This is a genomic window from Microbacterium sp. IO18, from assembly GCF_049099505.1.
GTDB lineage: Bacteria > Actinomycetota > Actinomycetes > Actinomycetales > Microbacteriaceae > Microbacterium > Microbacterium aurugineum.
Genome location: NZ_JBMJAF010000001.1, coordinates 1,556,366 through 1,581,630, shown reverse-complemented (window position 1 = coordinate 1,581,630; position 25,265 = coordinate 1,556,366). Strand labels below are relative to the sequence as shown.

Here is a 25,265-nt window from a genome sequence, read left to right as displayed (position 1 = left end):
CGGCTGGTGTGCTGCGCCGAATGGCACAGCCTTGCCACCCTAGGGTGCGACACGCCCGGGAGTCAAGCGGCACCGACCGCGCCGGAGGGCGAAAACCCAGATCGGCGCCAGGAGCTCCGGTGTGTCGAACCACGACCCGCCGCGAACACGTCGGCTGGTCCGAGCTTTCGCGGGGAAAGGGTCAGTGTGGCGCGTGGTACTCGGCCTCGCCGCGCTTCCAGTACCCCTTCACGACGGCCTTCGCCGTGTCGACGCCCCAGCGTTCGAGCAGTGCCCTGCCCGGCTTGACGATCGACTGCTCCGCGGCGATGAACACGAACGGGTCGTCTCCGACGGCGTCGTCCGCGGTCAGAGCCTCGAGGAAGGCGATGAGTGCGGAACCGGAGGGGGCTTCGCCGCGATGCAGCCACTCGATGTCGACCGGTGCATCGATCTCGAACTCGCGTCCCTGGTTCACGGTCTCCACCACGATGCGGGCCGGGGTGCCTGCCGGGATCAGCGCGGCGAAGCGTCGGATGGCGGGGATCGCGGTCTCGTCGCCGACCAGCAGCCAGGAGCCGGGGTCGCCGGCCAACACGGCTGACCCGCGCGGACCGCCGACACCGATCCTGGATCCGAGCGGTGCCGTCGCCGCCCAGGGGGCCGCGACGCCCTGGTCTCCGTGCACCGCGAACTCGACATCGAGCCAGTCGTCGCCCCAGGCGAGCGGCGTGTACTCGCGGCTCGGCGAGGCGCGGAGTTCCTCGACCGAGTCCGTGGGGCCGGAGGGGAAGAAAAGCCGCATGTGGTCATCGGCGCCCGGCGAATCGAAGCCGGCGAGGTCCGAGCCGGTCAGCCGCACTCGGACGAAATCCGGCGCGAGCCATTCCCGGGCGCTCAGTGCGACGTGGCGGAAGCGCAGCTCCAGGCCACGACGTTCGATTGAGAATCCGGATTTCGTGTTGCTCATAAAGTAAGGCTAACCTAAAACTGTCGAGGGAAGGTTGCCCTAACCTCGCCGCCCGGCGCCCGTCGTGTGCGCATCGATCCCGCAGAACAGGAGTCTCTCCATGTCCGTGCCCAGAACCCTCACCGCCACGAGCGTCGCGCTCGTCGGTCTTCTCGCCCTCGCCGGCTGCGCATCCGGCGGTTCGGCGGAATCGGAGAACAACGAACCCGCAGCCGCGACCGTCACGGTCGAGGACAACACCGGCACGCACGAGATCGCGACACCTCCCACCTCCGTCGTGGCTCTCGACAACCGCACCTTCCAGACGCTGTCCGACTGGGGCGTCGAGCTCTCGGCCGGAGCCGTCGCGCTCATGCCCGAGACCGTGTCGTACATGAAGGACGACGGCATCGTCGACATCGGACTGCACAGTGAGCCCGACCTCGAGGCCATCGTCGCCGTGGAGCCCGACCTGATCATCAGCGGCCAGCGATTCACGCAGCACAACACCGCGATCGCCGACCTCGTGCCCGATGCGACGATCGTCGACCTCGAGCCGCGCGAGGGAGAGCCCTTCGACGAGGAGCTCAAGCGCCAGGTCACCGTGCTCGGAGAGATCTTCGGCAAGCAGGACGAGGCCGCGAAGCTCGTCGAGGACTTCGACGCCGCTGCCGAGCGCGCGAAGGCCGCGTACGACGACGCCGACACCGTCATGGCCGTCAACACCTCGGGCGGCGAGATCGGCTACCTCGCCCCGACCGTCGGCCGCTCGCTCGGCCCGATCTACGACCTTCTCGGGCTCACCCCGGCACTTCAGGTCGACGACGCGACCGATGACCACCAGGGCGATGAGATCTCCGTCGAGGCGATCGCCGCGTCGGACCCCGACTGGATCCTCGTGCTCGACCGCGACGCCGTGTTCGCTGCCGAGACCCCGGACTACGTGCAGGCCGCGGAGATCCTCGAGAGCTCCGAGGCCCTCGCCGGCGTCACGGCCGTGAAGGAGAAGCAGCTCGTCTACATGCCCACCGACACGTACCTGAACGAGGGCATCCAGACTTACACGTCGTTCCTCAACGACTTCGCAGACGCCCTCGAGAAGAGCGCGAAGAACTGAGGTACTGCGGCGGCATCCGGATGATCCGGGTGCCGCCGCACGGTCATCATGGTCTCCACCGACATCACCCAGCCGCCCCGCCACGCCGGGCGGCTCTTCGACGTGAAACTGCTCATCGGCGTGCTCGTCGTCGCGGTGCTCCTCGTGATCTCGCTCTTCACGGGCGTCTACGACATCGCCGGGGCGGACGACGGCGCGCAGATGTTCCAGATCACGCGCGTCCCCCGCACGATCGCCCTCGTTCTCGCCGGCGCCGCAATGGCCATGGCGGGCCTCGTGATGCAGCTTCTCACCCAGAACCGCTTCGTCGAGCCCACGACGACCGGGACCACCGAATGGGCGGGGCTCGGGCTGCTGATGGTCATGGTCCTCGTGCCGCAGCCGTCGCTCCCGTTGCGGATGGCCGGTGCGATCCTCGCGGCCTTCGTCGGCACGATGGTGTTCTTCGCGTTCCTCCGTCGGGTCGCCCTCAAGTCCTCGCTCATCGTCCCGATCGTCGGCATCATGCTCGGTGCGGTCGTCGGTGCCCTGTCCACGTATCTCGCCCTGGTCACCAACTCGCTGCAGATCATCGGCGTCTGGTTCGCGGGGAGCTTCACCTCGGTGATGCGCGGTCAGTACGAGATGCTCTGGATCGTGGCGGTCATCGGGGTCATCGTCTTCATCGTCGCCGATCGGCTGACCATCGCCGGACTCGGGGAGGAGGTCGCCACGAACGTCGGTGTGAACTACAACCGGATCATCCTGCTCGGCACGGTGCTCATCGCGGTGACCACCGGTGTCGTGACGGTCGTCGTCGGCAATCTTCCTTTCCTGGGGCTGATCGTGCCGAACATCGTCTCGATGGTGCGCGGTGACGATCTGCGCAGCAATCTGCCGTGGGTGTGCCTGCTCGGCATCGCGATCGTCACGGTGTGCGACATCATCGGCCGCACCATCATCATGCCGTTCGAGGTCCCGGTGTCGTTGATCCTCGGGGTCGTCGGCGCGGTGGTGTTCGTGCTCCTCCTGCTGAGGCAGCGTCGACGTGGCTAGCGCGGTGATGACACCGACGACGACGGGCGGCCCGGTGCGATCGGCCGGCTCGTTCACGACCCCGCGAGCGCGCCGTCGCTACGTCCTCGTCCTCGGCGTGCTCGTCGTCCTCGCCGCCGTCTCCGGCTTCGGGCTGCTGGCATGGGCGAACCCGATGCCGGTCGGCTCCGCAGGATTCTGGCGCATCGCCCAGCACCGCGCGATCGATGTCACCGTGATGGCGCTCGTCGCCGTGTCTCAGGCGATCGCCACGGTGAGCTTCCAGACCGTCACCAACAACCGCATCATCACGCCGTCGATCATGGGCTTCGAGTCGCTGTACCGCGTCGTGCAGACCTCCACCGTCTACCTGTTCGGGGTCGCCGGACTCGTCGCGATCCAGGGCATCGGCCAGTTCGCGATCCAGGTCGTCATCATGGTCGGACTCGCGGTCGCCCTGTACGGATGGCTGCTCTCGGGGCGGTACGGAAACCTGCAGATCATGCTTCTGGTCGGCATCGTGGTCGGCGGCGGTCTCGGAGCGGTCGCCACGTTCATGCAGCGTCTGCTCACCCCCAGCGAGTTCGACGTGCTCGCCGCCCGTCTCTTCGGCAACGTCTCGAACGCGGACGCCTCCTACCTGCCGCTCGCGATCCCGCTCGTGATCGTGGCCTCCGCTCTGCTGTGGATCCGATCGCGTCGGCTCAATCTCATGGCCCTGGGTCCGGACGCCGCGCGCTCGCTCGGTGTCGATCATCGGCGCGAGCTGTTCGTCGTGCTGTTCCTCGTCGCCGTGCTGATGGCGACGTCGACCGCGCTGGTCGGGCCGATGACCTTCCTCGGCTTCCTGGTCGCCACGCTCGCCTACCAGTTCGCCGACACGCATGACCATCGGCTGATCTTCCCCGTCGCGGTGCTCACCGCCTTCACGATCCTCGCGGGGGCGTACTTCGTGATGAAGAACGTGTTCTACGCGCAGGGGATGGTCTCGATCCTGATCGAGCTCGTCGGCGGGACCGTGTTCCTCATCGTCATCCTCAGAAAGGGCAGACTGTGATCGCTCTCGACGGCGTCCGCCGGGACTACAGCAGCGAGGTCGCGATCGGTCCGGTCGACCTCGAGATCCCGACCGGCGGCATCACCGCGCTGATCGGACCCAACGGCGCAGGCAAGTCGACGCTGCTCACGATGATCGGCCGGCTGAACGGGATGGATGCGGGGGCCATCGAGATCGCGGGGCTCGATGTGGCCTCGACGAAGTCGAAGGACCTGGCGAAGGTCGTGTCGATCCTGCGTCAGGAGAACCACTTCGTCACGCGACTCACCGTGCGCCAGCTCGTGGGATTCGGCCGGTTCCCGCATTCGAAGGGACGGCTGAACCGGGCCGACGAGGAGATCATCAGCCAGGCCATCGACTTCCTCGACCTCGGTCCGCTGGAGGGGCGGTATCTCGATGAGCTCTCCGGAGGGCAGCGTCAGCGCGCCTACGTGGCGATGGTGCTGGCACAGGACACCGAGTTCGTGCTGCTGGACGAACCGCTGAACAACCTCGACATGCGCCACGCGGTGCAGATGATGAAGCACCTGCGACGGGCGGCGGAGGAGCTCGGACGCACGATCGTGATCGTGCTGCACGACATCAACTTCGCGGGGCATTACGCCGACCACATCTGCGCGATGAAGGACGGCGCGGTCGTGGAGTTCGGATCCCCTGCCGCGATCATGACGGATGAGGTGCTCTCACGGGTCTTCGACACCCCCGTGAGCGTGATCGCCGGACCCTCCGGACCGCTCGCGGTGTACTACTGACCTCCGCGCACGAGCTCCTCAGAGCTCGATGCCGTGGTCTTCATCGTTGACGCCGGCGTTGTTCCCTCGCCGCGACTCGTACCCGAGGAACCAGCCCAGCCACACGATGGCGGCGAGAAGAACGCCCAGCCACACATTCTGGAAGATGAGCCCGACCACCACGCCGACGATCAACAGGCCGACGGTGATGGAGATGCGGATCGCTCTGCGGGACATGGCCCCAGCATAGGCGGCGGAGTCAGCGGTCGCGATGGTTCTCGGGTGCGAGGCGAGGGCCTCGGCGCGGCTCGTGCACCCCGCTGGCGGCGATGAGGCGGACCGCTCGCTGCCGTTGCCCCGCCCAGGGAGCGAGGAGCTCGAGCATCCCGGCGTCATCGGTGCGCGTGCCGGTGAGGGCGTAGCCGATCTCGTGGGCGAGGTGGTAGTCGCCGACGCTGACGGCATCGGTGTCGCCGAGCGCGCGGGCCCGGGTCTCCGCCGAGGTCCACACCCCGACGCCGGGAAGGCTCGTGAGAACGCGGTCGCGCGCCGTGCCGTCCGGGGCGGTCCGCACGGCGTGGGCGATGCGGTCGCCTCGTTCCGCGGCGCGCACGAGGGTCCGGGACTGTGGGGGCTCGACCCCGGCGCGGTGCCAGGCCCAGGAGGGGATGCGGTGCCACTGTGCGGCGGTGGGCGCGGTGAACATCGGTCGTGGCGTCGGGCCGGGGGCGCGCTCGCCGAAGCGGGAGACGAGCCAACGCCACGCTCCGAACGCCTGCATGCCGGTGACCTTCTGCTCGATGATCGCGCATGCCAGCGCGTCGAACACCTCGTCGGTGCGTGTCAGGCGCAGCCCGGGATGGCGATGCGCGGACTCGGCGACGAGAGGGTGATGCGATGCGTCGAACCCCTCGGCGTCGTCGTGGGCTCCACAGAGTGCGGGGACGGCATCGAGCGCGAAGTCCGTTCCGGGGCCCCAGGCGGTCGCGCGCACCTCGCCACCGATCGTGCGCACCGCCAACGTCGTCGGACCGAGGGGTGTGCGCACCGCCCGCCAGATCACCGATCCGGCGATGACCATGGTCGGGTCGCCCGTGCCACGGCGAAGGAAGCCGAGTGTGCGGCCGAGATCGAGAGGGTGCGAGGGGCGGTAGACGGTCTCCCGAGGGGCATCCGATGGCGCGACCTCAGCCGCTGCGGATTGCGCCGTCGATGTCATGCGCCCACCCTACGCGCCGGCCCTGACACCGACTCGCAGACGGTCAGAAGCGGTCGGGCGAGGGGGTTCCGTGTCCGTAGCGGATGACGACGTCGGCGTGCCGGTCGAACCGGTAGCCGATTCCCCGCACCGTGCGGACGATGTCCTCGTAGCGTCCGAGCTTCGCGCGGAGACGACGCACGTGGACGTCGATCGTGCGTTCACCGGGGGTCTCGTCGTCCTGCGCCTGCCAGAGAGCAGAGACCAGCTCGCTGCGTTCGATCGTGCGGCCCTCGCGCAGCACGAGGTACTGCAGCAGCTCGAACTCCTTATAGGTGAAGGCCGCGGACTCCCCGTCGATCAGGACGCGCTTGCGGGAGATGTCGACGGTGACGCCGCTCTCCTCTTCCGCCGTGTCCTCTTCGGCAGCGGCCTTGGTGCGCGCGATGGCGCCCGGCTCCTGCAGGGCGAGGCGGACGACGTCGAGGTCGCGGCCGCCCGAGCCGTGCGGCGCGAGGGCGACCGTGGCGTGCGTCTCCGCACCCGGAGCGAGTTCGGCGAGGGTGCGCCGCAGGGCATCGACGAGCAACGGCAGGCTCACACCGGCTTCGGCGGCCTTGATCTCGTCGAGCCCCACGTAGAGCGCGAAGCCTCGCGGGGAGCGGACGGCGGGAAGGTCTGCGGTGGCGGAGGGCACCGGTGCGGTGGCCTCGGTACGAGTGCGGATCGCGGCGGTGGTGGCGGGACGCTCGAGAAGTGCGGTGTTCGACATGATGATGAAGTCCTCAGGACGTGAGCCCGGATCGAGGGGGCTCTGATGCGTTGCATGAATGACCGGCGGAGCCGGGAAGCGAGCAGAGGGTGGATGCTCGGAAACACTGGCCTCGCAGTTCGCGAGGAATCAGGTCAGGCGGGGTGGCTGTTCGTTCAGCGACACATTCGGCAACACATGCCAACGCGACCGGGCATCATCATCCCGGCAGTCCTGTTCGCCTCCTGGGCGGACAAAGGGCTTGCGTTGGTGGTCATGGGGGGATTATGTCCGATCGTGACGCCCCATGTCAAAACGCCCGGGCGCTCCTGGCGGGCGTAACGTGGATCGAATGACGATCTCGCACACTGTCGGAGGCTTCATCCTGACCGACGAGAAGGACGCGTCCCGCTACACGCTCATGCGCGACGGAAAGCTCGTGAGCGTTCTCGACTACCGCGACGACGGTCACACGATCGCCCTCACCCGCGCGTTCACTATCCCGACTTTCCGCGGCAACGGCTACGCGGGCAAGGTCGTGGAGGGTGCGGTGGCCGACATCGAGGAGCGTGGCGACCGCACGGTGGACGCGGTGTGCTGGTACGTCGCCGATTGGTTCGCCGCGCACCCCGAGCACGCCCCCCTGCTGCGCTCGCGCTGACCGCCGTCGTTTCATGACGTCGTGTTACGGCGGGTTACCGACGGGGTGACGTCATGAACGGGTCGCGGCACGCCTCGGACGGAATGTCCGAGGGGGTTCGTACCGTGTGAGTATGCGAATCCTGCACACCTCCGACTGGCACATCGGCCGCACGTTCCATGGCAACTCGACCATGGACGCGCTGACCGAGGTGCTCGGGGCGCTGACCGAGCAGGTGCGCACGCACTCCGTCGACGTCGTGGTCGTCGCGGGAGACGTCTTCGACTCCGCGACGCCGTCCGGACCCGCCTACTCGCTCCTCGGCGATGCGCTGGTGGCGCTGGAAGAGGCCGGGGCGCGAGTGATCGTCACGAGCGGAAACCATGACTCGGCCGCGCGACTCGGTTTCCAGGCGCGGCTGCTCCGTGACGGCATCCACGTGCTGACCGATCCGCTCGCCGTCGGGGAGCCCATCACGATCGCGGATGCCGATGGACCGGTTCATTTCTTCGGCATCCCCTACCTCGAGCCGGCCATCGTGCGTCAACACTGGCCCGAGGGCGACAGCGCGGGCCGCCCGCTGCGCACCCAGGCGCAGACCATGGGGCATGCGATGGACCTCGTCCGTGCGGGCATGGACACGCACGAGGGCCGTGCGGTCGCCATCGCGCACTGCTTCGCCGCAGGGGTCGACGCCACCGCAGGCCTCGAGCGCGAGGTGCGTCAGGGTGGGCTCGACGTCGTGCCTCTCAGCGTGTTCGACGGCCCCGACTACGTGGCGCTCGGGCACATCCACGGTCGCCAGACGCTCAGCGAGCGCGTCCGCTACGCCGGGGCTCCGCTGCACTACAGCTTCGGCGAGCAGCACAAGGCGCGCGGTTCGTGGCTCGTCGACCTCGATGCCCACGGTCTCGCCGCCGTCGAGTGGCTCGAGCTGCCCGTGCCGCGTCGTCTGGTCACGCTCACGGGAACGCTCGACGAGATCCTGGCGCCGGAGATGGTCGCCGAGCATGCGAACGAGTGGGTGTGCGCCGTGTACACCGATGCTCTGCCCCAGGCCGAGCCGATGCGGCGTCTGCGCGAGAGCTACCCCTACTGCGCCATGGTGCAGCACCAGCCCGTGGCCGTCTCCGAGGCGGAGGAGAGGTCGTACTCGCAGCGACTCCGTACCGCGGTGACCGATGTCGACCGGATCGAGGCGTTCCTCGAGCACGTCCGAGCCGGGCACGGCGCCACGGATGCGGAGCGCGATCTGATCCGCGCGGTGCTCGACGAGCGCGTGCGCGCGGAAGCTCTCGTCTAGATGCGCCTCCATCGCCTGGAGATCGAGGGGTTCGGCCCTTTCCGGTCGCGGCAGATCGTGGATTTCGACGCTTTCGGCGACGATGGCATCTTCCTGATCGCCGGGCGGACCGGCGCCGGCAAGTCGAGCATCCTCGATGCCGTCTGCTTCGGTCTCTACGGTGGTGTGCCACGCTACGACGGGGGCGAGAAGCGGCTCCGCAGCGACCACTGCGAGCCCGATGATCCCTCCGAGGTCGTGGTCGAGTTCAGTACGCCGGCCGGCCGGTTCCGCGTGACGCGCTCGCCGGAGTACCTTCGTCCGGCCAAGCGCGGCGGGGGGCTGACGAAGCAGGCCGCAGCGGTGTCACTGGAGGAATGGACGGACGCGGGCTGGGTGGGGCGTGCCGCACGAGCCGTCGACGTCGCCGGCGACCTCGATGAGATCCTGCAGCTGAGCCGCGAGCAGTTCCTGCAGGTGATCCTCCTGGCGCAGAACCGCTTCTCCGAGTTCCTGCTGGCGGGGAGCAGGGATCGCCAGGCGCTGCTTCGCCGCCTCTTCGGCACTCAGCGATTCGAAGACGTGCAGGCCCGTTTCGACGAGCGGCGCCGCCAGGCGGAGCAGACGCTCGGTGCGCGGCTCGCCACCGTCGACGCTCGTGTCGGTGAGGCCGAGCGTCTGGTGGACACCACGGGCCTCTCGGGCGATGCCGACGACGGCACGGCCACCACGGCGGCGGGGGAGCAGCCGACGACATCACAGACGATCGATGAGCGTCTCGACGCCCTTCGCCGAGCCCAGGCGCGAGCGGACTACCGTGCCGAGCGGCGGGCCTCCGAACAGGCCGACGCCGAGAAGCGATCCGCCGAGGCCGATGCGGCGCTGGCGACGACGCGTGAGGAGCAGCGCGCACAGCAGGAACGCGACCGTGCACGTGCGGCACTCGCCCGTCTCGAAGCGGATGCGCCGCTGATCGACGAGGCGCGTGCCGAGCTCACGGCTGCGCGTGCTGCCGAGGCGCTGCGCTCGACGATCGCTGCGGCATCACGGGCTCACGAGCTGGTCGACGCTGCCGCGACGGCCGAGGAGCGCGCTCGCGCGGAATGGGACGCCCTCGAGTTCGACGTCGACGGAGATCTCGAGGCGTGGGTGACGGCGCGTACCAAGGAGACCGGGTCCTGGGAGCGGGCGCGTGAGCTCGAGGAACAGGCACCGGCCCTCGACGAAGAACTGCGGATCGCGGTCGCCGCCGTCGACGCAGCGACCGCACGCATCGAGGCCGGGGAAGCGGAGCGCGCCTCGTTGCCCGACGCGGTGGCCGCGCTGAAGGCGGAGCGAGACCAGACCCGGCGCATCGCCGATCGTGCGGACGACCTGAGGATCGCGCAGGAGTCGGCGGACGTACGTGTCGTGGCGGCGAGGGCAGCCCGACGGCTCCAGGCCGACCAGGCGGCCACGGAGCGCGATCTCACCGCTGCCACCACCGAGCACGCCGCTGCGCAGACCGCGCTCGCGAAGCTTCGTCAGCGTCGGACCGACGGGATGGCCGGCGAACTGGCGTCGAGTCTCCGCCCTGACGACCCCTGCCCGGTCTGCGGCTCTGTCGAGCACCCGAGCCTCGCCACGCACTCCGGTCCGGTGTCGCCCGACGACATCGCCGACGCCGAACTCATTCGTGACGCTGCGGCACAGCGGGAGCGTGAACTCATGTCGGCCGTATCGACCGTGCAGGCCGAGTTGGCCGCGGTCCTGGCTCGCGCCGACGGAAGGAGCGTCGAGCAGGCCGAGAGGGAGCACGCCGAGGCGACGGCGGCGTACACACGCAGCCTGAGCGCCCTGGAGGAGTTGGAGGCGCTCGACGCGAGACTGGCGGCACTGACGGCGCGTGTCGAACGGCTCGAGGCCGAGAAGGCGGCAGACGCGGCGGCCCTCGCTCAGGCACGAGAAGACCACGCTCTGCTGCGGCAGCGGGAGGCGCAGGCGCGCGAGTCGATCGCCGAGGCTCGGGGCGACTTCGACACGGTTGCCGCCCGGCTCGCGGACACGGCGACCGCGATCGCCGCCGCCCGTGCTCTCGCTGCGGCGGTCGCGGAACACCGTCGCAGGTCCGAGGCGCTCGTCGCGGCGGAATCCGAGCGAGACACGGCCCTCGCCGACTCACCTTTCAGCGACGCGGCGGCCGCGGAGGAGGCGCTTCGCTCGTCGACGGCGCAAGAGGCCCTCGACGCCCGGATCGCGCAGCATGCCGTCCAGCGCGAGAAAGAGCGCGGGATCCTGTTCGATCTGGAACTGCGCACGCTCCCCGAAGAGCCCATCGACCTGGAACCGGCCGAGCAGGCGGCGGAAGCCGCCCGGGCGCTCTGGAAGGGCGCGGTCGATGAGGCGGCCCGCGCTGCAGGTGTCGCCGAGCGACTCGAAGGGCTGATCGAGTCGGCTGCCGCGGAGCATGCGAGGACGACCGCGGAGGCGACCGAATTCGAGCTGCTGCAGAATCTCGCAGACACGATCGCCGGGCGCGGAGCGAACACGCACAAGATGACGCTCGAGACCTTCGTCCTCGCCGCCGAACTCGAAGAGATCGTCGAAGCGGCGAACCGGCGGTTGCACGACATGTCGACGGGGCGCTACCAGCTGCGGCATTCGGATGCGCTCGCCGCACGAGGCGCCGCTTCCGGTCTCGGCATCGTGGTGTTCGACGCGTTCACCGGACAGTCCAGGCCGCCGCAGTCCCTCTCGGGTGGGGAAACGTTCCTCACCTCGCTCGCGCTCGCGCTCGGCCTCGCCGAAGTCGTCACCGCGCGAGCCGGCGGCATCCGCTTGGACACGCTCTTCATCGACGAGGGATTCGGCTCGCTCGACGGCGACACTCTCGATGTCGCCATGCGCACCCTCGACGAACTACGACAGGGCGGCAGGACCGTCGGGGTGATCAGCCACGTCGAGGCCATGCAGGAGCAGATCCCGGCGCAACTCACGGTGCGGGCGTTGCCGAACGGTCCCAGCATGATCGAGCCTCGCTGAGGTGGTGCCCGAACGGCGCCGCGGTGTCACACGTCGTATTCGGTGAGGATGAACTCGCGCAGCTGCACACTGCAGCGCGCGACGGCTTCGCGCCAGTCCGTGAGGGCGCCGTCTTCGGCCTGATCGGAGATGGCCCGGAACACGCGGATCGGGACCTCGAATTGCCCCGCCACCCAGATGTACGCATAGGTCTCCATGTCGACCAGAACCGCGCCGGACGGGCGGATCACGGCGGTGATCTCCGCGTCCTCGACGAAGTGGTCGCCGGTCGCGATCAGTACGCCCTCCTTCCCGGTCGACACCTTCGTGGGAAGGGAGACGTGCTGCCCGGAGATCCCGTCGAGATCGGTGACGTCGTGCTGGAATGCCGTGCCGACCTCGTGCACCCTCGACTCGAGGTCGGGGTCGATCGCCCCGGCGGTGCCCACCACGACGATCTCGTCGTAGTCGTTCGCATCGAGGGCACGGGTGAGTGCGTACGTCGCCTGCAACTTGCCGGGGCCCGTGATGAGCCGATCGAAGCCCTCGAGCTCCTCCGGGAAGGCGGACAGTTCGGAAGCGAGCGCGGCGACGAGGAGTTTCACTGCCCCATTCTCTCAGGTCACCGCGAACAGAACCTGACGAGCGACGCGGCGTCACCCGGGTGTAACACGGAGGGGCGATACTGATTCGAGGAACAGAGCGGAGGATCACATGTCGTTGCAGCAGCAGATCTCGGAGGACCTCGGCGTCCGGCCCGAGATCGATCCCGAGGCCGAGGTCGAACGTCGAGTCGCGTTCCTCGTCGAGTACCTCCGCACGACGGGCGCGAAGGGTTACGTACTCGGGATCTCGGGCGGGCAGGACTCGACCCTCGCCGGGCGTCTGGCGCAGCTCGCGGTCGAGAGGGTGCGGTCCGAGGGCGGCGAGGCGAAGTTCCTGGCCGTGCGCCTGCCGTACCGCGTCCAGCATGATGCGGCGGACGCTGAGGCGGCACTCGACTTCATCGCTCCGGATTCCTCGGTCGAGGTCAACATCCAGAACGGCGTCGACGGTGTGGAGGAAGACATCGAGTTCGCGGTCACGAGTGACATCAGCGACTTCAACCGCGGCAACATCAAAGCACGCGTGCGCATGGTCACGCAGTACGCGCTCGCCGGGCACGACGGCCTCCTCGTCATCGGCACGGATCACGCTGCCGAAGCGGTGACCGGTTTCTTCACGAAGTTCGGTGACGGCGCGGCCGACATCCTTCCGTTGTCCGGTCTCAGCAAACGGCAGGGGCGTTCGCTGCTGCAGTTCCTCGATGCCCCGGATCGACTCGCGTTCAAGGTGCCCACCGCCGATCTTCTCGACGGGCAACCCGGCCGGGCCGACGAGGAAGAACTCGGGCTCACGTACGAGCAGATCGACGACTTCCTCGAAGGACGGTCGGTGGATCCCGACGTCGCCGGCCGCATCGAGGCGCGATACCTCGCGACGCAGCACAAGAGACACCTGCCGGTGACCCCGGACGACACCTGGTGGCGGTGATCGCAGTCCGCTTCTGAGAGCGTCCCGCTTCGCCCGTGTCGGATGCCGCGGATAGTGTCGAAGCATCCGACAGAACGGGAGCATCGTGCGGATCGACACTCAGGCGCAGCGCGTCATCTGGAGCGCGAGCGACCTCAAGGCGGCCGCGGAATGCGAGTTCGCGTGGTGTCGGGCGATCGACGCGAAGCTGGGCCGGGTGCCGGCAGTCGAAGAGCCGGAGGACGCGACGCTGAAGCGCGCCGCGGAGCTCGGTGACGTCCACGAGCAGAACGTGCTCGCCCGCTACATCGACGACCTCGGCGACGAGAACGTGCATCGCATCGAGAAGGTGTCCTCGGTCGATGCGCAGGCGTTGGCCGCGGCGATCGACGAGACCGTGCGAGCGCTGCGGTCCGAGGCGCTGGTCGTCTTCCAGGCGGCGTTCGCGACCGAGGAGTTCGTCGGGTTCGCTGATTTCCTGCGCAAGGACGACGAGGGGCGGTGGCGTGTCCAGGACTCGAAGCTGGCGCGCAAGGCTCGTGTGACAGCACTCATGCAGCTCGCGGCATATGCCGATCAGCTCGACCGGCTCGGCATCCCGCGCTCCGATGAGGTCGATCTCATCCTCGGCGACGGCACTCTCAGCACGCATGCCGTCGACGACCTCCTCCCGTTGTTCCAGGTGCGTCGCGCCCGGCTTCGTGCACTCATCGCCGATCGTCGTGTCGCCGACGGTGCCACGGGCACTCCTCTCGCCTGGGGCGATGATCGCGGTGACCTCCAGATCGTGGCCTGCGGCCGGTGCGCGACCTGTGAGGAGCAGGTGCTCGCACATCGAGACCTCCTGATGGTCGCGCGGATGCGACCCGTGCAGCGGGCGCGACTGCGGGCAGCCGGTGTCGAGACGATCGACGCCCTCGCCGCCGCGATCCATGCTCCGGCGGGAATGAACACCGACACGTTCGAGAATCTCCGCGCTCAAGCCCGTCTGCAGCTGCGCGCGGATGCAGACGGCGAGCCGACGTACGACGTGCACTACGCGCAAGCGATCCATACGCTTCCCCTGCCCAGTCACGGCGACATCTTCTTCGACTTCGAGGGGGATCCGCTCTACACCGAGCCCGCAGCCGACGGTGAGGCGCAGTGGGGGATCGACTACCTCTTCGGCTGGGTGGACAACGCGGACCAGTACTCGGCGCTGTGGGCGCACACCTTCGCCGACGAGAAGCGGGCGCTCGAGTCCTTCCTCGACTTCGTCACCCTGCGCCGGGCGGCGCATCCCGGTATGCACATCTATCACTATGCCCCGTACGAGACGTCGCATCTGGTGGCGATGGCCGCGCGACACGGCGTGCGCGAAGGAGAGGTCGACCGGCTGCTGCGAGAAGGGGTGTTCGTCGATCTGTACCCGCTGGTGCTGCGTACCGTGCGGGTGGGATCCCGCTCGTACTCGATCAAGAAGCTCGAACCGCTCTACATGGGTGAAGACGTGCGCACGAGCGACGTGCAGAAGGGCGATGACTCGATCGTTCAGTACGTCGCGGCGCGCGAGCTCGCGGCGGCCGGGAACCAGCGTGAGGCGGAGGTGGTCCTCGCCGACCTCGCCGACTACAACCGCTACGACTGCGTGTCCACTCGAAGGCTGCGCAACTGGCTCATCGACATCGCACGGCAGAAGGGCGTCACACCGGCGCCGCCGGACGCCGCCGACGAGGTCATCTACGAGCCGTCGCCCCGCTCCGTCGCGCTCCTCGCCGACGCGGAGCAGGCCGTGGAGGCCGGGGGCGACGGACTCGTCCATCGCATCGCGGCCGCGGCGATCGACTACTTCCCTCGCGAGGCGAAGAGCTTCTGGGTGTCGCATTTCCAGCGGCTGCGGGAGCCGGTGACGATGTGGGACGGCACGCGAGACGTGGTGCGGGTCGATCGTCCCTCGTCTTCCGTCCGTCGGGACTGGAGTATCGGGGAAGGGCGCAGGGTGATGTCCCGCGACATCGAGATCCGGGGAGAGGTGTCACCGGGAACGACTCTCGGCGCGGGTTCGCAACCGTTCGCCCTGTACGAGGTGCCGGCGCCCTTCGATACCGAAGTGCCGTCCCGAGCAGTCCACGTGCCGCACACCGTCACGGTGGCCGAAGTGCTCGACGACGGTTACCTCGTCACCGAATCGGCGGTGCGGGGCCAGACCTGGGACGAGCTTCCCCTCGCACTCACCCCCGCCGCGCCGCCGCGGGTCGTCTCCCTGCAAGGGGCGATCGACGAGTGGGCCGATGCCGTGCACGTTGCGGCCCCGGGCTACCCGCATGATGCCGCGACCGACATCCTGCGTCGTATCCCTCCGCGCACGACGTCAGGGGATGCGCTCCCGCCCGCAGACGACGACGTCATCGATGCGATCGTGCGCGGCGTGCTCGACCTCGACCACAGCTATCTCGCCGTGCAGGGGCCTCCCGGAACGGGCAAGACCTACACCGGGTCTCGTGTGATCGCACGTCTCGTGAACGAGCACGGCTTCAAGGTCGGCGTGGTCGCGCAGTCGCACGCCATCATCGAGACGCTGCTGGCGCGGATCGTGTCCGACGGCGTCTCGCCCTCTCAGGTGGCGAAAGCGCCGAAGGATCCCGACGCCGAACCGCCGTACACCGCGATCCCCAAGAACGGCATGGCAGCCTTCCTCGCGGAGCACATCGGGGAGGGCGCGGTCGTCGGTGGCACGGCATGGGACTTCAGCAACACCCAGCGCGTCGACAGGGAGGGACTCGATCTGCTCGTGATCGACGAGGCCGGACAATTCTCGCTCGCCTCGACCATCGCCGTCGCCGCCGGTGCGAAACGGCTCCTGCTGCTCGGTGATCCGCAGCAGCTCCCGCAGGTGAGCCAGGGCGCTCATCCCGAGCCGGTGGACACGTCCGCTCTCGGGTGGGTGATGGACGGCGATCCGGTGGTCCGGCCGGAGTACGGCTACTTTCTCGCGCGATCGTGGCGCATGCACCCGGCGGTGGCGGCTCCGGTGTCGAAGCTCGCATACGCCGGACAGCTCGCCTCGGCGCCCGGCACGGAACTCCGCTCGCTCGACGGTGTGGAGCCCGGACTGCACGTGGTTCCGCTCCGGCACCGGGGGAACGCCACTGCGTCACCGGAGGAGGCCGCCGAAGTCGTACGGCTCGTCGACGATCTGATCGGTCGGACTTTCACCGACAACGATCCGAATGCCTCGGCGCGTCCGCTGACGCAGTCCGACATCATCGTCGTCACGCCCTACAACGCGCAGCGACAGCTGGTGCTCGATGCGCTGGCCGATGCAGGCTTCCCGGATGTTCCGGTGGGGACGGTCGACAACTTCCAGGGCAAGGAGGCGGTGGTGTCGATCACCTCGCTGGCTGCCTCGAGCGGTCGGGATGCGCCGCGGGGGCCGGAGTTCCTGCTGCTGCAGAATCGTCTCAACGTGGCGATCTCCCGCGCTCAGGTCGTCGCCTACCTCATCCACTCCCCGGCCCTCCTCGACGATCTGCCGTATACGCCCGAGGGAGTCGCTCGTCTCAGTGCCTTCGCGCGTCTCGTGGGTGCGGCGGAGTGAGCGTCCACACCACGGAGGACATCCTCCGGGCCTCCGCTGCGTGGGTGTGGTTCCCCCGTGACAGCGATCAGGTGCACGAGGAACTGCAACTCGTGCGGTACCCGGCGCGCTTCGGCGGCGGGGTTCGTGCATCGCAGGTCCGCTCGTCTGTCGATGCCTCTTCGGTGCTCGATCACGCGATCGCGCACACCCGCGGCTGGGGCGAGGCGCAGCTGACGTTCTGGACCAACCCCTCGGACTCTCCCGATCTCGAAGACGAGCTGCGTCGGCGCGGCGCTGAGCACCTCGACACCGTCGCCGTCCTCGCGCGCGCCATCGATGAGCTCGTCGTCGACGTCCCCGGGGAGGCGTCGGCGGAGATCGTGCGCACGCTCGAACAGGTGCGGGAGGTCGACGCGATCAACGTGCCGGTCTGGGCGCAGGAACCGCTCGACGAGGAGGGGATCCGCATCGAGAAGGATGAGGTCGTCGCAGGGCTGAAGACGGGGCGCGACGTGCGCGTCCTCGGTCGGCTGGAGGGACGGTCTGTGAGTACCGGCGGATGCACGATCGTCGACGGCTTCGCACGGTTGTGGGGAGCGGCGACACTACCGGATGCGCGTGGTCATGGTGCCTATCGGGCTGTCCTCGCCGAGCGGTTGCGCGCTGCCGCCGAACGGGGCGCGGCGACCGCCCTCGTGAAGGGCCGCATCGCCACGTCCGCACCGATCCTCAGACGTGTGGGCTTCCGGCATTTCGGCGACGAGCGCGCCTATCGACTCGCCCTCGCAGACTGAAATCGGTCAGACCGTGCCGTAGAGGCGATCGCCGGCGTCGCCGAGTCCGGGGACGATGTAGCCCTTTTCGTCGAGACGCTCGTCGAGCGCGCCGAGCACGAGGGTCACGTCGCGGTCGCCCGCCATCGCCTCGATCGCGGCGACACCTTCGGGAGTGCCGAGCAGGCAGATCGCCGTGACGTCCTTCGCCCCGCGGTCGAACAGGAACTGGATCGCCGCCGCGAGCGATCCGCCGGTGGCGAGCATCGGGTCGATGGCGAAGCACTGGCGGTCGCTCAGGTCGTCGGGGAGACGCTCGGCGTACGTGGTCGGTTCGAAGGTCGTCTCGTCGCGCACCATTCCGAGGAACCCGACCTCTGCGGTCGGGAGCAGCTTGACCAGACCTTCCAGCATCCCGAGGCCGGCGCGGAGGATCGGCACCACGATGGGACGCGGCTCCGAGATCTTGACGCCCGTGGTCGTCGTCACAGGGGTGGTGATCTCGATCGGGCTGACCTTCACGTTGCGGGTCGCCTCGTACGCGAGCAGGGTCACGAGTTCTTCCGTGAGCTGACGGAACACCGGCGACGGGGTGCGCGCGTCGCGCAGCACCGAGAGCTTGTGAGTGACGAGAGGGTGGTCGGCGACGTGAACACGCATGGATACAGGGTAATGCGCCGGGGAGCCCGGCACGACATCCGGGCCCGGGTGACCTGGGTGCGGCTGTCGTAGGCTCGACGCATGACCGCCGCCGACGACCTCGCGATGCAGCGGGCGCTCGCGCTTGCGGACGAGGCGGCGGCAGCGGCGGAGATCCCGGTCGGAGCGGTGGTCCTCGACCGTGACGGGAACATCGTCGCCGAGGGGCGAAACACCCGCGAGGCCACGAACGATCCGACCGGTCATGCCGAAGTGGAGGCCTTGCGTCGTGCGGCGGCATCCGTCGGCTCGTGGAACCTCGAGGGGCACACCCTGGTGGTCACCCTCGAGCCGTGCATCATGTGTGCCGGGGCGATTCTGCAGGCGCGCATCGGGCGCGTGGTCTTCGGCGCCTGGGACGAGAAGGCGGGCGCGGCCGGCTCCATGTACGACGTCCTGCGCGACCGGAGGCTCCCGTACCGCGCCGAGGTGATCGGCGGTGTGCAGGCGGACGCGGTGGCGTCGCAGCTGCGCACCTTCTTCGAGCAGCGGCGCTGAGCACTCGCTGCCCGTCCGGGCTCCGCGCTCAGTCGGAGGACTTCAGCACGAAGACGTCGGTCGACGGCTCGGGATCGATCGCGGGGCGATACACGTCCGGCTCGATGTAGACGATGCGAGCGACCGGAACGGCCTCGCGGATGCGCGCCTCGATCGCGTTGATGTCGTCGGCGGCTTCCCGCAACGGCTTGTCGGCGTTGAGGGCGATCTTCGCAGCGACCATCAGCTCGTCCGGTCCGAGGTAGAGAGTCTTCATGTGGATGATCTTCTCGATCTCGTCGCCCGCGTTGATGGCATCGACGATGCGGTCGTGATCGGCGGCCGTCGCCCCTTCGCCGACCAGCAGGCTCTTCGTCTCGACGCCCAGCACGATCGCGATCAGCACCAGCAGCACACCGATCATCACGGTCCCGAGGGCGTCGAACACCGGGTTTCCGGTGAGGAGCGTGAGCCCGACGCCGAGCAGCGCGAACGTGAGGCCGGTCAGCGCACCGACGTCTTCGAGCAGCACGACAGGGAGTTCGGGAGCCTTCGAACGACGCACGAAGGAGACCCACGACTGCCCCTTCTCCCGCACGATGTTGCTCTCACGCACCGCGGTGCGCAGCGAGAACGACTCGAGCCCGATCGCGATGAAGAGGACGACCAGCGGCAACCACCACCAGGTCCTGTCGAGCTCGTGGGGGTTGGTGAGCTTCTCGACGCCCTCGTAGATCGCGAAGAGTCCACCGACGGAGAAAAGGATGATCGACACGACGAAGGCGTACACATAGCGCTCCCGGCCATAGCCGAAGGGGTGCGCACGGTCCGCTTCGCGACGTGCCTTGCGTCCGCCGAGCATGAGCAGGAGCTGGTTGCCGGAATCGGCGACCGAGTGGATGGCCTCCGCGAGCATCGAGGCGGAACCGGACAGCGCCCAGGCGACGAACTTCGCGAGCGCGATGCCCAGGTTCGCCAGGAACGCCGCGACGATGGCCTTGTTGCCTCCGGATGCACTCATGGGACGAGTCTAGAACCGCCCACCGGAGGATGCGGGGAGTGCCCGCCGTAGGATGACGACATGGCTGACTTGCTTCCTTCCCTCGCTTTCCTCGGTGCCGGCTCGATGGGCGGTGCGATCCTGCGCGGAGTGGTCGCGTCGGGCATCCGGATCGACGGCGGGATCACCGCGACGAACCGCACCGCGGAGAAGGCGGAGGCGTTCGAAGGGCTCGAAGGCGTCACCAGCATCGCACTCGCAGAGCGGCCGGACGGCAACGTCGAGGCCGCTGCGGGCGCGCGCATCGTCCTGGTCGGCGTCAAGCCGGCGATGGTGCCCGACCTGCTGCGCGAGATCGCCCCGCACCTCGCCGCCGACGCGATCGTGGTGAGTGTCGCCGCCGGTGTCACGCTGCAGACCTTCGCCGATGTGCTCGGCCCCGATGCCCGCGTGATCCGGTCGATGCCGAACACTCCGTCGACGGTGCGCAAGGGCGTCACCGGTCTCGCCGCAGGGGCCGCCGCGACCGCGGACGATCTGTCGCTCGTGCGTCGTCTGTTCGAGACCGTCGGCGCGGTCGTCGAGGTGCCGGAGTCTCAGATCGACGCGCTGTCGACGATCTCGGGATCGGGTCCGGCCTACGTGTATCTGCTGATCGAGGAGTTCACGAAGGCAGCCGTCGGCATGGGCTTCGAGGATGCCGACGCCAGGCTCATGGTGGAGCAGACGTTCATCGGCGCGACCGCACTGCTCGACGCCTCGGGAGAGGATCCTGCCGAGCTGCGTCGCCGCGTCACGAGTCCGAAGGGGACGACGGAGCGGGCTGTCGCGGTGCTGCAGGACGCGCACCTCGAACGCACTTTCTCCGATGCCGCTGCCGCCGCACTCGCGCGGGCGAAGGAACTCGCCGCCGGAGCCTGAACCGGGCCCCGGCGGATCGGCACCCCCCTATCGGTGCACGAGGTCGCTAGCTCTCGCTGGCGACCTCGGCGAGCACTTCGGGCCAGCGTCGGTTGAGGATGCTGCCTCCGAGCACCGTCCCACCCCACAGGGCGAGCGCGCCGAGCACGACACCGCACGCGAGGCTGACCCAGCCCAGCGCAGGATTCCAGATCCCCGCGATCGCGAACCCGAGGGCGGGTGCGCCGACGAGCAGCGTGATCGGTCCGATGATGATCATCGCGAGAAGCGACTGCACGCCACCGGAGGAGCCGCGACCGAGCGGGTTGGCCTCGGGCGCGGGAGCGCGACCCGGGAGGAAGCTGCCCACCCAGGCGCCTGCGCCGGCCGAGATCGCCGTCAGTCCGAGCGCCGACCCGAGGCTGCCGGGCAGCAGGTCCATCCGGCCGGCGAGCAGGCAGGTGGCGACGCACAGCACGAGGGTCAGGGGCACGGCGATCAGCCCGAATCCGAGCAGTCGTCCCGCCCGATCCGCGGCGCCGCGGACGCCGCCCAGGATGTGGGCGGCGATCGCGTCGTTGTCGTAGGCGATCGCCATCTGGATGATGGTGCCGGTGAGGAGGGCGTTGATCGTCGGGATCAGCGTGAGTGCGGGCCCGAATCCGACGGACTCGTCCTGCAGTCCGTTCATGAGCGCGAGCCCGATGAAGATCGCGGGCAGGAGCAGCATCATCACGACGTTCACGACCTGTCGAGGGTCGCGGCGGAAATATCGCAGTGTGCGTGCGGCGATGGCGCCGGTCGGAGTGGCGGGCAGGACCCGGTCCAGCAGACCACCGGAGCGCACACGTCCTCCGCCGCTGTTCTGGATCGGGGCGACGAGGCGTGCGGCGAGCAGCCCCCGTGCCGCGAACCACAGGGCGATGACCGTCGCCAGGGCGATGAGCAGGCGGAGTGCTGCGGAGAGGTATTCGCCCTGCGCGACCGACGCGGAGACGCCGAACACCGCGCCGATGGGCGTCCAGCCGACGATGTCGGTGACGGCGGTGAACGCCCCGCCGATGTCGTTCACCCGGAACAGCGCACCCATGCCGAGGTTGAGCAGCAGGCCGGAGGAGGCGACGAGCAGCACCCCCAGGATCACGACGAGGTCGCGGGTGCCACGGCGGGCCAACCACCCGGCGAGGACCCCGCTCACCACACGGGCGCCCAGCACACACGTCACGACGGCGACGGGTGCGAGGATCAGAGCGCTGAGCAGTGCCGGAAGGCTGATCGACCAGCCGAGGAGCATGAGCAGCAGTGCCGTGATCGTGCCGAGGCCCCCGATGGTCGTCGCGCCGGCGACGACCAGTCCGGGCAGCAGGGCGCCGGCGGTGAGGGGGAGCAGAGCGAATCGCTCGGGGGCCAGCGAATCATCGCCGCTCACCAGGATCGACCCGACCCACCACCCGACGACCAGCACAGTGCCGGCGAGGACCATGACGGTGACCGCGGCCTCGGGGGCGGCGAAGCGCAGCGCCACGAGTCCCGCCGTCAGACCCGCGAGCATGCCCAGGGCGATCATCCCGGTGAGGACCAGGGTCACGATCATCCAGGGGTTGCGCGAGAGCTGGTGGCCCAGCTGCCGCCAGCGCAGGCTTACGAGGAGCGCAACCACGCGAGTGTCTCCGTCCCGAGATCGTGTGCGCCCACCAGGGCCAGGAACCGCTGCTGAAGCGTGAGACCGGCGCGCACCTCATCCAGCGTGCCGTGCGCGAGCAGACGACCCTCCGCGACGATGGCGACCCAGTCGCACATCGACTCGACGAGCTCCATCACGTGGCTGGAGAGCACCACCGTGCCGCCGCCGTCGACGAACGCGCGCAGGATCTGGCGGATCGTCTCGCCCGACACAGGATCGACCGCCTCGAGGGGCTCGTCCAGGATCAGGAGTCGCGGCGCATGGATCAGGGCGCACGCGAGGCCGATCTTCTTGCGCATGCCCGCCGAGTAGTCCACGACGAGGCGATCACGCGCATCGGTGAGGCCGAGGGCGGCGAGGAGCTCTTCGGTGCGCGATGCCACGTCAGCCTCAGGCATGCCCCGCAGCAGGCCCGTGTAGCGCAGCAGCTCTGCGCCGGAGAGCCGGTCGAGCATGCGGATGCCGTCGGGGAGCACGCCCATGCGCGCCTTGGCTTCGGCGGGGTTCTGCCACACATCCGCACCGAGCACCCACGCGTTCCCGGCGTCCGGACGCAGCAGTCCGGTCGCCATGGCGAGGGTCGTGGTCTTGCCCGCGCCGTTCGGTCCGAGGAGTCCGAGCATCGATCCGGCCGGCACGTCGAGGGAGAGGTTGTCGACGGCGACCTTCGGCCCGAACTGCTTGTGGAGCCCGCGGAGAGCGAGGACGGGTGGGGCCGTTGTGGGGTCGGTCATGCCCTCCATCCCACCACGGACGGGTCGTCTGCGCGTCCGCCCTGAGGGGGAGTCGTGGATCCGGGGTGGGTCCCGCCGTCAGCGGTCGAGTGCAGCGAAACGCTCGATGTCGCTGTTGGTGCCCGACACGATGATGAGGTCGTGGTTGGTGACGATCGTGTTCGCCTCGGCGTAGCGGAACGGCTTGCCGGGGCTCTTCACCCCGACGACGGTGACCTTGTACTTCGAGCGGACGCCCGACTCGTTCAGGCCGACGCCGCGGATGAACTTCGGCGGGTACATCTTGGCGAGCACGAAGTCGTCATCGAAGCGGATGAAGTCGAGCATCCGTCCGCTCACCAGGTGCGCCACGCGCTCGCCGGCCTCGCGCTCCGGGTAGATGACGTGGTTCGCGCCGACACGGGCCAGGATCTTGCCGTGGGACTGGGACACGGCCTTGGCCCAGATCTGCGGCACCTTGAGGTCGACGAGGTTGGCCGTGATCAGCACGGACGCCTCGATCGAGGAGCCGACGGCGACGACGGCGACCTGGAAGTCCTGCGCACCGATCTGGCGGAGCGCATCGATGTTCTTCGCGTCGGCCTGCACGGTGTGCGTGACGCGGTCGGACCACTTCTGCACGAGCTCGAGGTTGTCGTCGATCGCGAGCACCTCGCGGTCGAGACGGTCGAGCTCTCCGGCGCAGGCGGCGCCGAAGCGGCCGAGACCGATGACGAGGACGGGAGCGTCGCCCCGGAGGACTTCAACCAACGATCGGCCTTTCCACGGGCAGTGAGTAGTACTGCGTTCGCGATGTCGCGGCGACCGCCGCGGCGAGAGTCACTGTACCAACGCGCCCCATGAAGATGGTCGCGGCCATGACGTAGGAGGCTGAATCGGGCAGATCCGCGGTGAGCCCCGTCGACAGCCCGACGGTGCCGAAGGCCGAGATCACATCGAACAGGACGTGGCTGATCTCCTCCTTGGTGAGCTGGGCGATCACGATGGTCGACAGCGCGACGATGGTCGCCCCCCACGCGACGACGCTGAGCGCCACGCGTTGCACGTCGCTCGGGATGCGCCGCCCGAAGGCCTCGACGGACTGACGGCCCTTCGCCTCCGACCACACGGCGATCGCGAGGACGGCCAGGGTGGTGACCTTGATGCCGCCCGCCGTCGACGCCGAGCCGCCTCCGACGAACATCAGCATGCTGGCCGCGAGGAGGGAGGAGCCATTCAGATCGTCCATGTCGATCACGCTGAAGCCACCGGATCGGGTCATCGCCGAGAGGAAGAAGGCCTGGAACGTCGTGTCGGCGGCATCCATCGACCCGAACGTCTTCGGGTTGTCGAACTCCAGGACGACGAAGACGGCCGCACCCAGGATGAACAGGAGCACCGTGGTGACGAGGGTGAGCTTGGTGTGCAGCGACCAGCGCTTGACGTGCCAGACGTGCTTGGCGAGCGAGTAGATGACGGGGAAGCCGATGCTGCCGAGGAACACGCCCACCATGAGGAGAGAGAGCACGAGGTAGTCGTCGCCGAACACGGCCACACCGCCGTCGTTCGGGGCGAAGCCGGTGTTGGTGAAGGCCATGGCCGCGAAGTACGGGGCCTCCCAGAGCGCCGCGATGGGGTTGACCTCCGCCATCACGAGGGCGGGGTAGAGCAGAACGGCGAGCGTGGCCTCGATGATGAGCGCCGATACCGCGACGGTCGTGAGCAGCTGGCCGACCTCGCCCAGGCGCACCGTCTGGCTCTCGTTCACCACGCCCCCGTGCGCGCGCAGAGGGTTCGTGTCGCCGGCCGCCAGCAGTTTGGCCCGCAGCCCCAAGCGCTTCGAGATGAGCATCCCCATGAGGGACGCGAGGGTGAGGACGCCGATACCGCCGATGTTCACGCCGAGGAAGACGACGACGTGCCCGAACGGCGACCAGTGGTTCGCCATGTCCACGGTCGACAGGCCGGTGACGCAGATCGTCGACATGGCCGTGAAGAGGGCGTCGCTCAGCGGGGTGACGGTGCCGCTGGCGGACGCGATCGGTAGCGACAGGAGAACCGTGAACACGAGGATCAGGAGCGCGAAGACGACGATCGCGAAACGGGAGGGCGAGGAGGTGAGGATCTGCCTCGCACGGCCGGCGATGCCCGACAGACCCTGTCCTGGGGACGACGCCGAAACGATGCCCGACATCGCTGCCCCCTCATCTTCTCTCTCGGACGCGCCCCA

General features: G+C 68.8%; 23 protein-coding genes. 12 read left to right on the top strand and 11 right to left on the bottom strand.

Features of this window, described 5'->3' with window-relative positions; all coding sequences use genetic code 11:
- Positions 1–181: 181 nt before the first annotated feature.
- Positions 182–949 carry a siderophore-interacting protein gene (locus ACLF6J_RS07645; RefSeq protein WP_134353011.1) on the bottom strand — a complete coding sequence of 256 codons (768 nt, stop codon included), beginning with the start codon at positions 947–949 and terminating at the stop codon, positions 182–184.
- Positions 950–1,049: 100 nt separating this feature from the next.
- Between ACLF6J_RS07645 and ACLF6J_RS07640 the strand changes: the two genes are divergently transcribed.
- The 4 genes from ACLF6J_RS07640 to ACLF6J_RS07625 are packed head-to-tail and all read left to right on the top strand — an operon-like array spanning position 1,050 to position 4,868.
- Positions 1,050–2,045 carry a siderophore ABC transporter substrate-binding protein gene (locus tag ACLF6J_RS07640; protein ID WP_134353013.1) on the top strand — a complete coding sequence of 332 codons (996 nt, stop codon included), beginning with the start codon at positions 1,050–1,052 and terminating at the stop codon, positions 2,043–2,045.
- A gap of 48 nt (positions 2,046–2,093) precedes the next feature.
- Positions 2,094–3,080: an iron chelate uptake ABC transporter family permease subunit gene (locus tag ACLF6J_RS07635; protein ID WP_134353014.1), complete on the top strand. Its 987-nt coding sequence runs from the start codon at positions 2,094–2,096 to the stop codon at positions 3,078–3,080.
- 7 nt (positions 3,081–3,087) lie between these two features.
- On the top strand, positions 3,088–4,116 hold the full coding sequence (locus tag ACLF6J_RS07630) for an iron chelate uptake ABC transporter family permease subunit (RefSeq protein ID WP_134353954.1): 1,029 nt from the start codon (positions 3,088–3,090) through the stop codon (positions 4,114–4,116).
- The gene (locus ACLF6J_RS07625) at positions 4,113–4,868 is read left to right on the top strand and encodes an ABC transporter ATP-binding protein (RefSeq protein WP_131491744.1); all 756 of its coding nucleotides are present in this window, start codon (positions 4,113–4,115) and stop codon (positions 4,866–4,868) included. Before ACLF6J_RS07630 ends, ACLF6J_RS07625 begins: the two co-directional genes overlap by 4 nt.
- Before the next feature lie 18 nt (positions 4,869–4,886).
- On the opposite strand, the gene ACLF6J_RS07620 is transcribed toward ACLF6J_RS07625, so the two are convergent.
- The 3 genes from ACLF6J_RS07620 to ACLF6J_RS07610 are packed head-to-tail and all read right to left on the bottom strand — an operon-like array spanning position 4,887 to position 6,817.
- The gene (locus ACLF6J_RS07620) at positions 4,887–5,084 is read right to left on the bottom strand and encodes a hypothetical protein (protein WP_047520535.1); all 198 of its coding nucleotides are present in this window, start codon (positions 5,082–5,084) and stop codon (positions 4,887–4,889) included.
- Between the two features lie 22 nt (positions 5,085–5,106).
- Positions 5,107–6,066: a DNA-3-methyladenine glycosylase family protein gene (locus ACLF6J_RS07615; RefSeq protein WP_131491745.1), complete on the bottom strand. Its 960-nt coding sequence runs from the start codon at positions 6,064–6,066 to the stop codon at positions 5,107–5,109.
- 43 nt (positions 6,067–6,109) lie between these two features.
- Complete coding sequence (locus ACLF6J_RS07610) at positions 6,110–6,817, bottom strand: winged helix-turn-helix domain-containing protein (RefSeq protein ID WP_131491746.1); 708 nt, start codon at positions 6,815–6,817, stop codon at positions 6,110–6,112.
- A gap of 331 nt (positions 6,818–7,148) precedes the next feature.
- Here ACLF6J_RS07610 and ACLF6J_RS07605 point away from each other — a divergent pair, with 331 nt between their 5' ends.
- From ACLF6J_RS07605 to ACLF6J_RS07595, 3 genes are all read left to right on the top strand, one after another.
- Positions 7,149–7,457, top strand: coding sequence for a GNAT family N-acetyltransferase (locus ACLF6J_RS07605; RefSeq protein ID WP_047520540.1), 309 nt, complete (start codon positions 7,149–7,151; stop codon positions 7,455–7,457).
- A 112-nt stretch (positions 7,458–7,569) separates the two neighbouring features.
- Entirely contained in the window at positions 7,570–8,739 is a 1,170-nt protein-coding gene (locus ACLF6J_RS07600) for an exonuclease SbcCD subunit D (protein ID WP_131491747.1), read from the top strand.
- Positions 8,740–11,739: an AAA family ATPase gene (locus ACLF6J_RS07595; protein WP_134353016.1), complete on the top strand. Its 3,000-nt coding sequence runs from the start codon at positions 8,740–8,742 to the stop codon at positions 11,737–11,739. It begins immediately after the preceding gene.
- Between the two features lie 26 nt (positions 11,740–11,765).
- Here ACLF6J_RS07595 and ACLF6J_RS07590 read toward each other — a convergent pair whose 3' ends face one another.
- Positions 11,766–12,323: a nucleoside phosphorylase gene (locus ACLF6J_RS07590; protein WP_134353018.1), complete on the bottom strand. Its 558-nt coding sequence runs from the start codon at positions 12,321–12,323 to the stop codon at positions 11,766–11,768.
- 109 nt (positions 12,324–12,432) lie between these two features.
- Here ACLF6J_RS07590 and nadE point away from each other — a divergent pair, with 109 nt between their 5' ends.
- The 3 genes from nadE (at position 12,433) to ACLF6J_RS07575 (ending at position 17,583) form a co-directional block, all read left to right on the top strand.
- On the top strand, positions 12,433–13,251 hold the full coding sequence (nadE, locus tag ACLF6J_RS07585) for an ammonia-dependent NAD(+) synthetase (protein ID WP_047520547.1): 819 nt from the start codon (positions 12,433–12,435) through the stop codon (positions 13,249–13,251).
- Between the two features lie 85 nt (positions 13,252–13,336).
- The gene (locus ACLF6J_RS07580; RefSeq protein ID WP_421076848.1) at positions 13,337–16,807 is read left to right on the top strand and encodes a TM0106 family RecB-like putative nuclease; all 3,471 of its coding nucleotides are present in this window, start codon (positions 13,337–13,339) and stop codon (positions 16,805–16,807) included.
- Entirely contained in the window at positions 16,804–17,583 is a 780-nt protein-coding gene (locus ACLF6J_RS07575) for a hypothetical protein (protein ID WP_134353021.1), read from the top strand. The genes ACLF6J_RS07580 and ACLF6J_RS07575 overlap by 4 nt, the downstream gene beginning before the upstream one ends.
- 6 nt (positions 17,584–17,589) lie before the next feature.
- On the opposite strand, the gene upp is transcribed toward ACLF6J_RS07575, so the two are convergent.
- A complete protein-coding gene (gene upp / locus ACLF6J_RS07570) occupies positions 17,590–18,222 on the bottom strand; it encodes a uracil phosphoribosyltransferase (protein WP_047520553.1) in 633 nt (210 codons plus the stop codon).
- 81 nt (positions 18,223–18,303) lie between these two features.
- Here upp and tadA point away from each other — a divergent pair, with 81 nt between their 5' ends.
- Positions 18,304–18,759, top strand: coding sequence for a tRNA adenosine(34) deaminase TadA (tadA, locus tag ACLF6J_RS07565; RefSeq protein WP_134353022.1), 456 nt, complete (start codon positions 18,304–18,306; stop codon positions 18,757–18,759).
- 28 nt (positions 18,760–18,787) lie between these two features.
- Here tadA and ACLF6J_RS07560 read toward each other — a convergent pair whose 3' ends face one another.
- Positions 18,788–19,759, bottom strand: a complete 972-nt coding sequence (locus ACLF6J_RS07560; RefSeq protein ID WP_047520558.1) for a cation diffusion facilitator family transporter — start codon at positions 19,757–19,759, stop codon at positions 18,788–18,790.
- 60 nt (positions 19,760–19,819) lie between these two features.
- Between ACLF6J_RS07560 and proC the strand changes: the two genes are divergently transcribed.
- Positions 19,820–20,659, top strand: coding sequence for a pyrroline-5-carboxylate reductase (gene proC / locus ACLF6J_RS07555; RefSeq protein ID WP_134353024.1), 840 nt, complete (start codon positions 19,820–19,822; stop codon positions 20,657–20,659).
- 46 nt (positions 20,660–20,705) lie between these two features.
- Here the strand turns inward: proC and ACLF6J_RS07550 are convergent, their stop codons facing one another.
- From ACLF6J_RS07550 to ACLF6J_RS07535, 4 genes are all read right to left on the bottom strand, one after another.
- Positions 20,706–22,298 (bottom strand): hypothetical protein, encoded by a 1,593-nt coding sequence (locus ACLF6J_RS07550; protein ID WP_134353026.1) that lies wholly within the window; start codon positions 22,296–22,298, stop codon positions 20,706–20,708.
- Positions 22,280–23,056: an ABC transporter ATP-binding protein gene (locus ACLF6J_RS07545; RefSeq protein WP_421076847.1), complete on the bottom strand. Its 777-nt coding sequence runs from the start codon at positions 23,054–23,056 to the stop codon at positions 22,280–22,282. The genes ACLF6J_RS07550 and ACLF6J_RS07545 overlap by 19 nt, the downstream gene beginning before the upstream one ends.
- A gap of 78 nt (positions 23,057–23,134) precedes the next feature.
- A complete protein-coding gene (locus tag ACLF6J_RS07540; RefSeq protein ID WP_047520565.1) occupies positions 23,135–23,806 on the bottom strand; it encodes a potassium channel family protein in 672 nt (223 codons plus the stop codon).
- Positions 23,799–25,229, bottom strand: a complete 1,431-nt coding sequence (locus ACLF6J_RS07535; RefSeq protein WP_047520583.1) for a TrkH family potassium uptake protein — start codon at positions 25,227–25,229, stop codon at positions 23,799–23,801. Before ACLF6J_RS07535 ends, ACLF6J_RS07540 begins: the two co-directional genes overlap by 8 nt.
- Between the last annotated feature and the right edge of the window lie 36 nt (positions 25,230–25,265).

Excerpts from the sequence above, each read along its gene's own strand:
- ACLF6J_RS07560 (WP_047520558.1), bottom strand. The coding sequence starts at position 19,759 with ATGAGTGCATCCGGAGGCAACAAGGCCATCGTCGCGGCGTTCCTGGCG.
- ACLF6J_RS07630 (WP_134353954.1), top strand. The coding sequence starts at position 3,088 with ATGACACCGACGACGACGGGCGGCCCGGTGCGATCGGCCGGCTCGTTC.
- nadE (WP_047520547.1), top strand. The coding sequence starts at position 12,433 with ATGTCGTTGCAGCAGCAGATCTCGGAGGACCTCGGCGTCCGGCCCGAG.
- ACLF6J_RS07605 (WP_047520540.1), top strand. The coding sequence starts at position 7,149 with ATGACGATCTCGCACACTGTCGGAGGCTTCATCCTGACCGACGAGAAG.
- ACLF6J_RS07545 (WP_421076847.1), bottom strand. The coding sequence starts at position 23,056 with ATGACCGACCCCACAACGGCCCCACCCGTCCTCGCTCTCCGCGGGCTC.
- ACLF6J_RS07615 (WP_131491745.1), bottom strand. The coding sequence starts at position 6,066 with ATGACATCGACGGCGCAATCCGCAGCGGCTGAGGTCGCGCCATCGGAT.
- ACLF6J_RS07640 (WP_134353013.1), top strand. The coding sequence starts at position 1,050 with ATGTCCGTGCCCAGAACCCTCACCGCCACGAGCGTCGCGCTCGTCGGT.
- ACLF6J_RS07635 (WP_134353014.1), top strand. The coding sequence starts at position 2,094 with ATGGTCTCCACCGACATCACCCAGCCGCCCCGCCACGCCGGGCGGCTC.
- ACLF6J_RS07620 (WP_047520535.1), bottom strand. The coding sequence starts at position 5,084 with ATGTCCCGCAGAGCGATCCGCATCTCCATCACCGTCGGCCTGTTGATC.
- proC (WP_134353024.1), top strand. The coding sequence starts at position 19,820 with ATGGCTGACTTGCTTCCTTCCCTCGCTTTCCTCGGTGCCGGCTCGATG.
- ACLF6J_RS07645 (WP_134353011.1), bottom strand. The coding sequence starts at position 949 with ATGAGCAACACGAAATCCGGATTCTCAATCGAACGTCGTGGCCTGGAG.
- ACLF6J_RS07535 (WP_047520583.1), bottom strand. The coding sequence starts at position 25,229 with ATGTCGGGCATCGTTTCGGCGTCGTCCCCAGGACAGGGTCTGTCGGGC.
- ACLF6J_RS07610 (WP_131491746.1), bottom strand. The coding sequence starts at position 6,817 with ATGTCGAACACCGCACTTCTCGAGCGTCCCGCCACCACCGCCGCGATC.
- tadA (WP_134353022.1), top strand. The coding sequence starts at position 18,304 with ATGACCGCCGCCGACGACCTCGCGATGCAGCGGGCGCTCGCGCTTGCG.
- upp (WP_047520553.1), bottom strand. The coding sequence starts at position 18,222 with ATGCGTGTTCACGTCGCCGACCACCCTCTCGTCACTCACAAGCTCTCG.
- ACLF6J_RS07595 (WP_134353016.1), top strand. The coding sequence starts at position 8,740 with ATGCGCCTCCATCGCCTGGAGATCGAGGGGTTCGGCCCTTTCCGGTCG.
- ACLF6J_RS07600 (WP_131491747.1), top strand. The coding sequence starts at position 7,570 with ATGCGAATCCTGCACACCTCCGACTGGCACATCGGCCGCACGTTCCAT.